At 30.0% G+C, this 13538-nt stretch carries 13 protein-coding genes and 2 tRNA genes; 11 read left to right on the top strand and 4 right to left on the bottom strand.

What is annotated here, in order from left to right:
* The first annotated feature begins 3 nt into the window (after positions 1 to 3).
* Positions 4 to 675: a menaquinone biosynthetic enzyme MqnA/MqnD family protein gene (locus tag AJN70_RS09080; protein WP_070285136.1), complete on the top strand. Its 672-nt coding sequence runs from the start codon at positions 4 to 6 to the stop codon at positions 673 to 675.
* On the opposite strand, the gene AJN70_RS09075 is transcribed toward AJN70_RS09080, so the two are convergent.
* Positions 672 to 1322, bottom strand: coding sequence for a potassium channel family protein (locus AJN70_RS09075; protein WP_002861975.1), 651 nt, complete (start codon positions 1320 to 1322; stop codon positions 672 to 674). The two genes, AJN70_RS09080 and AJN70_RS09075, sit on opposite strands and share 4 nt — an antisense overlap.
* Before the next feature lie 10 nt (positions 1323 to 1332).
* Positions 1333 to 2676 (bottom strand): TrkH family potassium uptake protein, encoded by a 1344-nt coding sequence (locus AJN70_RS09070; RefSeq protein WP_044778992.1) that lies wholly within the window; start codon positions 2674 to 2676, stop codon positions 1333 to 1335.
* 140 nt (positions 2677 to 2816) lie between these two features.
* Between AJN70_RS09070 and AJN70_RS09065 the strand changes: the two genes are divergently transcribed.
* Positions 2817 to 2892: transfer RNA gene (locus tag AJN70_RS09065), tRNA-Phe, on the top strand.
* A gap of 107 nt (positions 2893 to 2999) precedes the next feature.
* Here the strand turns inward: AJN70_RS09065 and AJN70_RS09060 are convergent.
* Positions 3000 to 3076: transfer RNA gene (locus AJN70_RS09060), tRNA-Ile, on the bottom strand.
* Between the two features lie 53 nt (positions 3077 to 3129).
* The gene (locus tag AJN70_RS09055; protein WP_044780131.1) at positions 3130 to 4230 is read right to left on the bottom strand and encodes an FtsW/RodA/SpoVE family cell cycle protein; all 1101 of its coding nucleotides are present in this window, start codon (positions 4228 to 4230) and stop codon (positions 3130 to 3132) included.
* A 77-nt stretch (positions 4231 to 4307) separates the two neighbouring features.
* Here AJN70_RS09055 and AJN70_RS09050 point away from each other — a divergent pair, with 77 nt between their 5' ends.
* The 9 genes from AJN70_RS09050 to AJN70_RS09010 all read left to right on the top strand — a co-directional run bounded on the left by AJN70_RS09050 (position 4308) and on the right by AJN70_RS09010 (position 13537).
* Positions 4308 to 5276, top strand: coding sequence for an RluA family pseudouridine synthase (locus AJN70_RS09050; RefSeq protein ID WP_070275058.1), 969 nt, complete (start codon positions 4308 to 4310; stop codon positions 5274 to 5276).
* Positions 5221 to 6456 (top strand): fibronectin type III domain-containing protein, encoded by a 1236-nt coding sequence (locus tag AJN70_RS09045; protein ID WP_074470159.1) that lies wholly within the window; start codon positions 5221 to 5223, stop codon positions 6454 to 6456. The genes AJN70_RS09050 and AJN70_RS09045 overlap by 56 nt, the downstream gene beginning before the upstream one ends.
* Positions 6456 to 7634 (top strand): tRNA (guanosine(46)-N7)-methyltransferase TrmB, encoded by a 1179-nt coding sequence (trmB, locus tag AJN70_RS09040; protein WP_053872704.1) that lies wholly within the window; start codon positions 6456 to 6458, stop codon positions 7632 to 7634. Before AJN70_RS09045 ends, trmB begins: the two co-directional genes overlap by 1 nt.
* A 69-nt stretch (positions 7635 to 7703) precedes the next feature.
* A complete protein-coding gene (locus AJN70_RS09035) occupies positions 7704 to 8369 on the top strand; it encodes a cell division ATP-binding protein FtsE (RefSeq protein WP_002856386.1) in 666 nt (221 codons plus the stop codon).
* A complete protein-coding gene (locus AJN70_RS09030) occupies positions 8356 to 9162 on the top strand; it encodes an ABC transporter permease (RefSeq protein ID WP_002860478.1) in 807 nt (268 codons plus the stop codon). Before AJN70_RS09035 ends, AJN70_RS09030 begins: the two co-directional genes overlap by 14 nt.
* Entirely contained in the window at positions 9159 to 10352 is a 1194-nt protein-coding gene (locus tag AJN70_RS09025; RefSeq protein ID WP_070242765.1) for a murein hydrolase activator EnvC family protein, read from the top strand. The genes AJN70_RS09030 and AJN70_RS09025 overlap by 4 nt, the downstream gene beginning before the upstream one ends.
* A 51-nt stretch (positions 10353 to 10403) precedes the next feature.
* Positions 10404 to 11123, top strand: a complete 720-nt coding sequence (gene pyrH, locus AJN70_RS09020; RefSeq protein ID WP_002871033.1) for a UMP kinase — start codon at positions 10404 to 10406, stop codon at positions 11121 to 11123.
* 10 nt (positions 11124 to 11133) lie between these two features.
* The gene (locus AJN70_RS09015) at positions 11134 to 11358 is read left to right on the top strand and encodes a DNA-directed RNA polymerase subunit omega (RefSeq protein WP_002853464.1); all 225 of its coding nucleotides are present in this window, start codon (positions 11134 to 11136) and stop codon (positions 11356 to 11358) included.
* Entirely contained in the window at positions 11342 to 13537 is a 2196-nt protein-coding gene (locus AJN70_RS09010) for a RelA/SpoT family protein (protein ID WP_070295730.1), read from the top strand. The genes AJN70_RS09015 and AJN70_RS09010 overlap by 17 nt, the downstream gene beginning before the upstream one ends.
* The last annotated feature ends 1 nt before the right edge of the window (position 13538 follow it).

The raw sequence follows: 13538 nt of genomic DNA, 5'->3' as shown, positions 1-13538 counted from the left end.
GAGATGATTTTTGGAAAAATTGATTATATTAATCTTTTGCCTTTACATATATATCTTAAGAAATATCCCTTACCTAATGGTCATAAAGCAAGCATGGAGTATAAAAAAGGAGTTCCAAGTAAGCTAAATAAAGATTTATTTTATAGAAGAATTGATGCAGCTATCATTTCAAGCATAGAAAGTGCTAGAAAAAAATATAAAAATTTAGATTTGGGTATCTGTGCTAATAAAAGAGTTTTAAGTGTTTTAGTAGAAAAAAATACATCAAATGCTAAAGATCCAAGTTCAGCAACTTCAAATGCTTTAGCTAAAGTATTAAAACAAGATGGAAAAGTAATTATAGGTGATAAGGCTTTAAAGCTTTATCTAAAAGATTCTTCTAAATATATCGATTTATGTGCAAAATGGCACGAAAAAACAGGGTTGCCTTTTGTTTTTGCTAGATTCTCTTGTGTGCAAAAAAAAGCTTTATATAAACAAATTTTGAAAAAATTTCCAAAAACAAAGATTAAAATTCCTTATTATATACTGCAAAATTATGCCAAAACAAGGGATTTGGATATAAAAGATGTTAGATATTATTTAGATGAAGTTATATATCATAAAATTTCTACTAAAGAAAAAACAGCCTTAAAGCGTTTTGTAAAGGCTTGCAAGGCTTTAAATCTTGATTAGTATTCGAATTCTCTAAGTTCTTTAACTGTTCCAAGGAGTATTACAACATCTCCGCTATAAACTGTAGTGGTTTCTAAATCAGGCAGTATTTCCCAGTCGCTATTTAATTTTTTATAAGAAATCACTTTCATATTTTGTGCTACATGTTTTAAAGAATTTCCTGCTAATTTTTCATCTATATTGATCTTAATAGCTCGTATAGTATTTGCTGAAAGATCAAAAACTTCATAATCGGCATCTTTGGTTAAAAATTCTTTTACCAGTCTTTTAGCGCTTTCTTTTTCAGGATAAATAACCTTTGTTGCGCCTAACTTAGAAAGAATTTGACCATGGATATTAGAGGTTGCTTTAGCAATGATGTTTTTAACGCCTATATCTTTAAGTGCCATAAGAGTAAGGATTGATTTTTCAACATTTTCTCCTATGCTAACAATAACAACTTCAACATCATGAAAGCCTGCTTCTTTTAGAGCTGAAATATTTGTAGAATCTAAAATATAAGCATAGCTTGGAGGATTTTGTATACTTTTTAAAGTTTCCTCATCTTTATCCGCAACGATAACAGTATGACCTCCAGCAATGAGTTCATCTGCTACAACTGAGCCAAATTTTCCAAGTCCTATAATTCCATAATTAAGATTTTTCACGATTTTACCTTTATAAATTAACCTTTCCTTCAGGGAATTTTAAATGAATAGCTTTGTCTTGTTTGAATACCGAGAGTAAAAAAGCAAAAACACCTATCCTGCCACTTAGCATCATAATGATGATAATCACCTTGCTAGGATCGCTAAACAAAGCGCATAAAGATAAAGTTCCACCATTTCCTACCGAAATTCCTACCGTTGCAAAAGCTGAAGAAGTTTCAAAAAGTAAGGCTATAAAATCAAAATTTGACTCTAGCAAGGAAAGCAAAATAACAGCTATTACTATATAAACAGCTGAACCTACAGCTATAATAAAAGCTTTAGATATAGTTTCTCTTGGAATTTCATGTCCAAAAATTCTAACTCTTCCATCTCGGATACTCCAATAAGCATAGAGCAATAAAACCATTACAGTTGTTACTTTCATACCCCCAGCTGTTCCTCCTGGTGCACCACCAATAACCATAAACAATGATCCAAAAAATAAGCTCGCATCATGCAAATGTCCCATATCTAAGGTGTTAAATCCTGCTGTGCGGTAATTAATAGCGATAAAATATGAGCTTAAAATTTTATCAAAAAATGAAAAATGTCCTATAGTTTGAGGATTTGAGTATTCAAAAGCAAAAATAATAAGCGTTGAAGAGAAAATAAGAAAAATACTTGCAACAACAACCATTTTTGTATGTAGGCTTAAATTTTGCAATTTTTTTCTTTGAAAAAAGTATAATTCAACCAAAACAAAATATCCAAGCCCTCCAATAATAATCAAAGAAGTGATAATAAGATTAATTGCTATATCATGTTTGTAAGCTATAAGTCCATGTTCAAATATGGTAAACCCAGAATTATTAAAAGCGCTAATAGAATGAAAAATTCCAAACCATAAAGCTTTCTTAAAATTCATTTCAAGGGCAAAACGCATGGTAAGAAGTATAGCACCTATCAATTCTATAGTAAAAATGAACAGTAAAACCTTTTTAAAAAATTTAAATAAACCATCCATTGATGGATAAAATAAAGACTCTTTTAGTAAATTTCTTGCACTAAATCCCACTTTTTTGCGTATGAGTATATAAACAAACAAACCTATACCCATATATCCCAAGCCTCCAATTTGTACCAAAGCTAAGATAATAATTTGTCCTGCTAAGGTAAAATCAACCGCAGTGTTCTTAACTGCTAATCCTGTCATACTAACAGCAGATGTGCTTGTAAAAAAGGCATCTAAAAAATCAATAGGAGTTGTATGTGCCCAGCTTGAATGTAGCAATAAAGCCCCAAACAATGCAATAATAATATAACCAGCTAGTAAAATTTTAAAAGTTCGTCTATCTAATCCAAATTGTTTCAAAAAATTTCCATTTGATAATGATCTAAAGCGGGTATTCTATCTTATTAAAACTTTAAGGGAAATAAAATTTTATTTTTGTATTTAAACTTAAATTAAAGAAAAAAAGATACAATTACATTTTTACTTTATCAAACTAAAGTGGTTGGATAGCTCAGTCGGTAGAGCAGCAGACTGAAAATCTGCGTGTCGGCAGTTCGATTCTGCCTCTAACCACCACTTTATCTTTCAAAAAATCACATCACATATTTTTTTACACAAGACCGAAATATTTAAAGGACTAAAAATTATTATTTTAAAGAGAGAGTCTATAACTTATAATAGAATGGTGGATTTAGCAGGACTCGAACCTGCGACCAACCGGTTATGAGCCGGTTGCTCTAACCAACTGAGCTATAAATCCGCCTAAGTTGAATTAAAAGATAAAATTATATCTTATTAATGCTTAAAAATATTTTATTTAGCCTTTATATCCATCCAAAAATATCTAAAAGTGATTAAATGCTGTAAAATTCCAAAAAAAATCATAAAAATAGTAAAAGAACTTCCACCATAACTAAAAAAAGGCAAAGGGATCCCAACTACTGGTGCAAAACCTATAGTCATTGAGATATTTACTGCCGCATAAATAAAAATAAATAATGCAACACAATTAATAGCAACTCTAGTAAAATAATCATCTTTAAGTTTATAATTTAAACTAAGTAGATGAAAAATAAGTAAAATATAAAATATAATTAATGTCAATCCCCCAATAAATCCAAATCTTTCTATCATATAAGCGAAAATAAAATCACTAGTTGAAATAGGTAAAAATTTAAAATGAGTTTGCGTAGCTTCATCTTGAGATTTTCCAGTTAAACCACCATTTCCAATAGCTATCATTGATTGGGCTACTTGATAACTTGGTTTTTCTGAAATAAAATCATGAATTCTTTGCTTTTGGTAGGGTTTTAAAAGATGTGTATAAATAATAGGAGAGCTAACACTTATAGCTATAACAATACTTAACCAAATTTTATAATGAACTCCCATGATAAAAAGCACTCCAAAACCAACAAGTAGTAAAACCATAGCACTTCCTAAATCAGGTTCTTTTGCAATTAGCAAAAAAGGCAAGATGATGTAAAAGCTAAGTTTGATGAATTGTTTAAGTTTGTATCCATTTTTTGGAGGAGGATTTTGATAAATAAGATAGGCAAGCATTAAAATAAAACTAGGTTTAAAAATTTCAGAAGGTTGTATAGTAAAGTGAGTAAAAGGAATTTCAAGCCATCTTTTAGCACCTAATTTTTCAACCCCAAAAATATCTACGCTTAGCAATAAAAAAATATTAATCCAATAAGCAACAGGAATAATCCAAATAAATTTCCTTATAGGAAAGAAGAAAAAAACCATAAAAGCAAACAATCCCACACAGGCATAAACAAACTGTTTTTCTGCTAAAAAAGGATTAGCTTCAAAGATCAAGAAAAATGAAATAAGAATTATGGGTAAAAATAAAATGGGTTGCATATAGTCAAAATGAGTTAAAATTCTTCTATCTAATCTAAACAAAATTTGCCTTCAGTTGGTAATATAAAGCTATAATTATAAACTAAAATTTTAAATTTATCAAAACCTCCAAGGAAAAAATGCAAACTTTTTTAGTAGATGAAAATTCAAGGCTTGATGTGTTTTTGGCTAAAAAATTAAACCAAAGTCGCAATCAAGTTGCTTTACTTATAGAAAAAGATTGCGTACAGGTTAATGATAAAATTCAAGATAAAAATTCATTTAAGCTTAAAAATGGTGATATTATTTCTATTGCAAGTTTAAAGCTTTGCAATGAGATAAAACCTCAGTTTGAAGTGGATTTTGATATTGATGTGTTATACGAAGATGAAGACTTGCTTGTTTTAAATAAACCTTCAAATTTAGTCGTTCATGGAGCAAGTAGCGTTAAAAATGCCACTTTGGTGGATTGGTTAATAGAAAAAAAATATACTTTATCAAATTTAGGAGGAGAGATAAGAGCTGGTCTTGTTCATAGATTAGATAAAGATACAAGCGGAGCTATACTAATAGCGAAAAATAACTTCACCCATCAAAAATTAAGCGAACAGCTTGCAGATAAAAGCATGGGAAGAATTTACCTTGCGTTAATTGATTTGCCACTAAAAGAAGATAAAATTATAGTAGAAAAATTTTTAATGCGTTCGCCTTCTAATGCTATTAAAAAAATAGCCATAGATAAGGAAAATAAATTCAGTAAAAATGCAAAATCAGCTTTCATAAATGTAGTAAAAACTGAAAATTTAACTCTGATGGCTGCTAAGCTTTTTACAGGAAGAACTCATCAAATTAGAGCGCATTTGGCTAGTTTAAATCGCCATATTTTGGGCGATAGTTTGTATGGTTATAAGGGTAAGTATGATTGTAGGATAATGTTGCATGCCTATTTTTTGTATTTTATCCATCCAAAAACTAAAGAGCAAATTTTTGTTAAAGCACCTTTGATGGAAGATTTTAAAAACATTATGTTTGAACAAATTAATTTAGGAGAGAATGATGAAAAGATTTCGCTTGAGTTTTTACTTGAGTTTTTTAACTCTTTTGCTTAGCGCTTGTAGTGTTTCGCAAATGAATTCGCTAGCTTCAAGTAAAGAGCCTGCCGTAAATGAAAGCTTGCCAAAGGTTGAAAGTTTAAAAAGTCTTAGTGATATGAGTAATATTGCTTTTGAATGGGAGCCTTTATATAATGAAAATATCAAAGGATTTTATTTGTATCGTTCTAGTGATGAAAATCCTGATTTTAAACTTGTAGGCACTATTAAAGATAAGTTTCAAACTCATTATGTAGATACTAAATTAGAGCCTGGTACTAAGTATCGTTATATGATGAAAAGCTTTAATGAGCAAGGACAAATTTCAGAAGATGGCAAGGTTATAGAAGTGAGCACAGCTCCAAGACTTGAAGCTGTTCCTTTTATTCAAGCTGTGACCAATTTGCCTAATCGTATTAAACTTATTTGGCGTCCGCATCCTGATTTTAGGGTTGATTCTTATATTATTGAAAGAACTAAAGGTGATGATAAAGAATTTAAAAAAATTGCAGAAGTAAAAAATCGCTTAAACGCTGAATACATCGATAGTGATTTAAAACCTAATGAAAATTCAAGTTATAGAATTATTGCTGTGAGTTTTAATGGGATAAAGAGTGAGCCAAGTCAAGTTGTAAGTTCTACAAGCAAGGCTTTACCCCCTCAAGTTGAGCATTTAAGTGCTAGCACAGATGGTTCTAATAAAATCATTTTAACTTGGGATGCTCCTACATATGAAGATTTTTCTTATTATAAAGTTTATTCTACGAGCTCAAGCTTCCTTCCTTTTAGTGTTTTGGCAAAGACTGATAAAAATTCTTATGAGGATATAGTAGAAGGAGCAGGTAAAAGCAAGTATTATAAAGTAACAATAGTGGATAAAGATGGTCTTGAAAGTCCTATGCCAAAAGATGGTGTAGAGGGTAGAACTTTAGATAATCCTTTGGCTCCTAGTATTATTTTGGCTCAAAGCACAAGCGAAGGGATAAATTTAGAATGGAGTGATAATGATACTAGAGCTGTTGAATATGAAGTAAGACGCTATGGTGGAGAGCAAAATGCAGTTTTTAAAGGCATTAAAGAAAAGCGATTAAAAGATGTAAAAGCTTTACCAGGGGTGGAATATAGTTATGAAGTTATTGCTATTGATTCGGCTGGGCTTCGTTCAGAACCTTCAAGCAAAGTTAAGGCGGCTCAGTAGTGCCAAATTTTAGAAGCAAAAAGATCAAAGAAATGAATCTGCCTTATAGCAAGGATGATGTTGAATTTCTTTGGCTTGCTAAGAATGATAATGTTAGTCTTATTTATACAAAGGTTCAAGAAGAGAGTTTTTTTCTGCAGATTAAAAAAGCACAAAATGGTTTTGTGATTAAAGGCGATAAACATACAAAACCTTCTAAAATAGGTTATCTACAAAAGGCTTTAAAAATCTTTAAAGAAGGTTTTTGTGAGGATATTATCAATGAAGCTTTTGGACTTAAAAACAATGCTTTAATTGAAAAAACACCATTTATCGTTGATAACTTTGATGAACTTTTATCTAGACTTCAAGGTAAAATTTATATAGAAATAGGCTTTGGATCAGGAAGACATTTGCTTTATCAAGCAAAAGAAAATCCGAATGTTTTAATTTTAGGGGTGGAAATTTACAATCCAGCTTTAACTCAAGTAGCTAAACTTGCTAAGGCGCAAAATGTAAATAATATTTTGCTAATCCAAAGTGATGCGAGATTGTTATTGAGTGTATTAAAATCAAAATCAGTTGAAAAGATTTTTTTACATTTTCCTGTTCCTTGGGACAAAAAGCCTCATAGGCGAGTTATTGGGAAGGATTTTTGCAAAGAATGTGCTAGGGTTTTAGTTCAAAATGGTCGTTTTGAGCTTAGAACAGATAGCTTTGAGTATTTTAATTTTACTTTAGAGCAATTTTTGACTTTTCCTGCGCCAAAATTTAGTCTTAGAAAAAATGAAAATTTAGAAATTTCAAGCAAATATGAAGATAGATGGAAAAAGCAAGAAAAAAATATATATGATCTTTGGGTGTGGAATTTTAACCAAGAGTGTAAAAACTATGAGTTAAATGAATTTAATCTCTCATCGGTTGAATTTTCTAAAGAGGATTTGAAAAAAATAGAGCAGAACTTTAAAAATATTACTATAAAAAAAGATGATTTTTTCTTGCATTTTGAAAGCATCTATAAACAAGATGAGAATTTGCTTTTAAAGGTTGCTTTTGGAGCTTTTAATAAGCCTGAACATTGTTATTTGCATCTTGATAAAACGATTGATTTTGCTTTTAAAGAGCCATTTAAAATTCAAGAAAATATTAAAGCGATAAATGAATTAAAAGAAATTTTAAAAGTTCAGTTTAAAATATAATTTTTCTTGAAAATTAAGCAAAAATAAAGCATAATTTAAAAATTTAAAAAGGGAAATTAAGGAAAAAGGATGCCTAATTTAATCCAAGCAAATAAACTTACTTTAGGTTATGATGAACTAGTTATTAAAGAAGCGAGTTTTGCTTTTAAGGATGATGATTTTGTTTTTATTACGGGTAAAAGTGGGAGTGGTAAGAGTACGCTTTTAAAGTCTTTTTATGGAGATTTAGAACCTATTTCTGGTAAACTTGAAGTATGTGGATCTTTGATGAATAAAATTGGAAATTTAGAACTTTTAAAATTACGTCAAAGAATAGGGATTATTTTTCAAGATTATAAACTTGTACAAGAATATAGTGTTGAAAAAAATGTTATGTTGCCTTTAATGATTAAAGGTTATAGCAAAAAAGTATGTCATGATCAAGCTGCTAAGCTTTTAAAGCATGTAAATTTAACTTTTAAAGCAGATAAATTGCCTAATCAACTTAGCGGTGGTGAGCAACAACGCGTCGCTATGGCTAGGGCTTTAGCTCATAATCCAAAGCTTTTGCTTTGTGATGAGCCAACGGGAAATTTGGACGAGTATTCTTCTGATATTATATGGACTCTTTTAAAATCTGCTAGAGAGCTTTTAGGAACTTGTGTTATAGTGGTAACACATAGAATTCCTAGTAATTTAAGAGTGGATTATCGTCGTTTTAATATAGAAAATGGAAAAATGAATGAAATTTTTTAAAACACATTTATCTTTAATTTTACCTTTACTTTTTATGATGTTTGCTTTTGAATTTATTTTGGTTACAAATGCAACTTTAAAGCATTATGAAGAACTTGTTAATAAAGATTATAATATTATAGTTGTCAGCAAAACTGAACTTGATCAGAATGTAGTAAAAACAAAAGTACCATTTTTTGCTGGACTTGAATCTTTAGATCCTAAGGGTTTAATCGATCGTTTGAAAAATGATGTTTCTGAAAAGAATTTGAAAGTTTTAAAAGATTCTCTGCCGAAATTTTATACTTTAAAATTAAATTCTTTGCCCGATCAAAATGAACTAAATTCGATTAAAAATCAACTTTTAAATATTGTAGGTGTTAGTAAGGTTGAAACTTTTTCTAAAACCCATGATAAGATATACTCTTTGCTTATTTTGATGAAATTTGTTTTTTGGTTGTTTTTATTTATCATTATTTTGCTTGCCTTTGTTTTGTTTTTAAAACAGATGAGAATTTGGCTTTATGAACATACCGATCGTATTGAAATTATGTGTTTATTTGGAGCTCCGTTTTGGTTTAGATCTTTTATGCTTTATAAGGTGGTTGTGGTTGATTGTTTTATTGCTTTTGTTATTTTACTTGCCTTTTTTACGCAAATTTTTGATCTTTCTATTATCCAAGAAAGTTTAAAGGCTGTAGATATTATTTTTCCACCTATTAATTTTATTTTACATTTGACTTTAATTTTTTTAGCTACTTTGTTTATTTGCTTGTTGTGTGTAAATACGGTTATGTTTAAGGTTAAAAGATGAGAAAAAATATTCTTATCTTTTTTTGTTTTTTTTTGTTTGTTGATATAAGTTTAGCAAACGCTATAAATGAAAAAACAAAAAGTTTAGAAGAAAATAAACGCATACAAGAACAGTTAAATAAAAAACTTGAAGATTTGGCTAGCGATATTTTAAATGGTGAAAAAAGTTTGAAAGATCTAAGTTTTCAAATTGAAAGCTTAAATTCACAAACTTCTAAGCTTGAAGCAAGCGCTAAGGCTCAAAATCAAGAGTTAAACACCCTTACAAGCCAAAATGAAGATTTGCTTAAAAGTAAATCAAATATGGAAAGTAAGCTTATATCTTTAATGGCTAAAGATTTTGCTTATGATTTACCTATCCCTCAAGGCTATATTGAAAGTGAAGAAAGTTTTATGGCTTTTGAAATTTTAGGAAGTTTAAACAAAGTTTTAAATGAAGAAATTTTAAAAATTTCTAAAGATTATGAGGGAGTAAATAGGCTTATTGATGATAAACAAGCTCAGATTAAGAAAATCAATGATAGTCTTAAGGATTACAACGCTCAATTAGCCAAGCTTCAAAGTTTAAAACAAAAACAAATTAGCGAAATCAACAAACAAAAAACAGATCGAACCATATATGCAAAAAAACTCGATGACTTACAAGCTCAGCAAGAAGAGCTTAGAAAAACATTAAATCAATTAAAAATTATTAATGATAAAGAAAATGTAAATTCAAGCAAAAATGATACTAAAATAGTAAAAAATAATCAACAAATAAGGCAATTAGGTTCAAGCTATCAAGGAGGTTCAGTCAAGCGTTACACAGGAAAAAAAACCATAGCTCCATTGGATTCTTTTACTGTGAAGCAAAAATTTGGAAATTATGTTGATCCTGTTTACAATCTTAAAATTTTTAACGAGAATGTAGTTTTAAGAAGCAATAAAAGCGATGCAGTTGTTAAAAATGTGCTAGATGGAAAAATAGTTTTTGCCAAAGATACTAGTATGTTAGCTCGAGTTGTTATTGTTGAACATGATAATGGCATACATACAATATACGCACATTTAGATAAGATTGCTCCTAATATTAAAGTTGGTAAGAATATTAAAAAAGGTGCCGTAGTGGGTAGAATAAAAAATGATCTTACTTTTGAAGTAACTCAAAAAAATTTTCATATCAATCCTTTGGAACTCATTAGCTTAAATTAGCTAAATTTAATGGAATTTAAAATATAATTTCAAGTTAAATAAGGAGAAATAATGCAAGAGAGAAAAAGAGTTTTAGTAAAATTTTCAGGAGAGGCTTTAGCAGGTGAAAATGGCTTTGGCATAGAAAATTCTATTTTAAAATTCATAGCTTCAGAGATTAAAGAACTTGTAAAAAATCAAATAGAAGTAGGCATAGTTATAGGTGGTGGCAATATTATTCGTGGAGTAAGTGCTGCTAAGGGCGGATTGATTAAAAGGACAAGTGGCGATCATATGGGAATGCTTGCTACGGTTATCAATGCTATTGCCATTCAAGAAGCCTTGGAAAGCTCTGGGCTTGAAGTGAGGGTTCAAAGTGCTATTCAGATGGAAGCATTTTGTGAAACTTATATTATGAGAAGAGCACAAAGACACTTAGAAAAGGGTCGTGTTGTGGTTTTTGCTGCAGGCACTGGAAATCCTTATTTTACTACAGATACAACAGCTATTTTAAGAGCTGTAGAAATTGATGCAGATATGGTAATAAAAGCTACAAAAGTTAATGGAGTTTATGATAAAGATCCAAAAAAATTTGATGATGCAGTATTTTTAAATACTTTAAGTTATGATGAGGCTATGCAAGATAATATTAAAGTGATGGATGATACAGCGATAGCTTTAGCTAAAGACAACAAACTTCCTATAGTGGTTTGTAATATGTTTGAAGAGGGTAATTTGCTTAAAATTATACAAGGTGATACTAGCCTTTGTTCAATCGTTAAAAATAATTAAGGAGAAAATTATGGATAAAAGAATAGAAGAAGTAGCGGCAAAAGCTTTGGAAAAAATGGGCAATGATAGATATCGTCTTTCTTTAGTGGTAGCAAAAAGAGCGGAACAATTGGCGAATGGAGCAACCCCTTTGGTAGACTTTGATAAAAATAAAAATAAACTTGCAGATATAGCTTTATATGAAATTGCAGAAAATAAAATCACTTTAGAGGGTTTAGTTGAAACCAATCGATGAAGAATTATTGCTTGAACAATTAATCGATAATGTAAAAAATTGTAAAGATTTAGAAGCTGCTAAGGCTTTGCTTTTCGAAATTTGTGGCCATGATGCCATTCTTGAAAAAGCGGTAGATTACTGTATATTTTGCCATGAAGGGCAGTTTAGAAAAAGTGGAGAGCCTTATGCGGTACATCCTATTTTAGTAGCAACACTGGTTGGATTTTTAAGTGAAAATAAAAGCAATATTTTAGCTGCTTTATTGCATGATGTGATTGAAGATACAAACTGCACTGAAGAAGAACTTAGAGAGCAGTTTGGTTCTGAGGTTTTAAAACTTGTTTTAGGACTTACTAAAATTATAGAAATTAGAGAAGATAATCTCATTTCATCAAAATCTAAAAAAAGTTTAACTAAATCAGCCTTGACTTTCAGAAATATGCTTTTAGCAAGTATTGAAGATGTTGGGGTTTTGATTGTGAAGTTATGCGATAGGCTGCATAATATGCTTACTCTTGATATTCTAAGAGAAGATAAGCAAAAAAGAATCAGCGAAGAAACTTTAGTTGTATATGCCCCAATAGCCCATAGACTTGGTATTTCAAGCATAAAAAATTATTTGGAAGATCTTAGTTTTAAATATCTTATGCCAGATGAGTATAAGCTTATTGACAATTATATCAACTCCAATAATCAAGAAATGCAATTAGGTTTAAATGAATTTATTTCCAAAATCGAACTTTTATTTTTGAGTAATGGCTTTAGACAAGGTAGTTTTGAAATTCAAAAACGCATTAAACATAGCTATTCTATTTATCTTAAAATGCAAAGAAAAGGCATTGGTATTGAAGAAGTTCTTGATTTGCTTGGGGTAAGAATTTTGGTTGAAAAAGTAAGTGATTGTTATTTAGCTTTGGGAATTTTACATACACATTTTAATCCCTTGGTTTCGCGTTTTAAGGATTATATAGCCTTGCCTAAACAAAATGGTTATCAAACCATACATACCACACTTTTTGATGCTAAAAGTATTATAGAAGCACAAATTCGAACTTTCGATATGCATAAAATTGCGGAATTTGGTATAGCAGCGCATTGGAAATATAAAGAAGATGGCAGTGTGGTTGCGCCTCGTCTTGATTGGCTTACAGATATTTCAATGCAAAGTATAAACAATCTTGAAAATGCAGAAGATTATAATGCTATTGAGCTTTATGAATATGCTAAAGATAGTCTTTATGTTGAAGATGTCGCAGTTTATTCTCCTAAGGGAGAAATTTTCACTTTGCCTCGTGGTGCAACGGTTCTTGATTTTGCTTATGAAGTGCATACCAAAGTAGGGCTTCATGCAAAAAGTGCTTATGTAAATCGTATTAAAGTACCTTTGTTAACCGAGCTTAAAAATGGCGATATTGTGCGAGTGGTTACTAGCAATGATAAATTTTATCGCTGTTCTTGGATAGATAGTGTTAAAACAGGAAAAGCAAAAGCGAGTATAAGGGAATTTTGTAAGCAAAAAATCAGAGAGATTAATCTAGCAAGTTCTATTAATATGTTAAGTTTTATTTTTGGAGTTGATAAAAACAGAATTGAAACTTGGATAGAAAAAGAAAATTTAGCCAGACGCATTAGACAAGTAGCAACAGATAGTGCTTATTTGAAAGATATAGTTAATGGTCTTAAAAAATACGCCAAGAAGTCATATTGGTTTGATAAATATGAGATTAAAGAGCAAAAAATAGGAAATTTTACTCTATATTGTAACAATAAAATCGCTAATGTGGATTTTGATTTTTGCTGCCATCCAAAAAGAGGTGATGCTGTTTTAGCTTTTGTTAAAGGTGGTAACGCTATTGTCCATCATAAGTTTTGCGATAGAGCTGATAAAATGATAGATAATAATCAAGATATGGTATTTATAAAATGGGATTCTAACATCCCTAAATCTTATAAATTGATTTTTTCTTTGGAAAATAAAAAAGGTGTTTTAGCGGAATTTTTGGCATTTTTAGCTAAAATGCAGATAAATCTATTAACAATTAATTTATCAAGTGATTTAAATTCGGCGGTAGATTATTTTGAGATTACAATGGAAATTCCTGATAATATCAACCCAGATAGTGTCAAGGATAGGTTAAAATCTCGTTGTAAAATTTTAGATTTTACATCTTTAAATGATGCTTATAAAGAAGGTTAAA

The organism is Campylobacter sp. BCW_4341, from assembly GCF_001764255.1.
GTDB lineage: Bacteria > Campylobacterota > Campylobacteria > Campylobacterales > Campylobacteraceae > Campylobacter_D > Campylobacter_D jejuni.
Note: the sequence above shows the minus strand (reverse complement) of the source record. Positions and strands in the feature narration are given on the sequence as shown.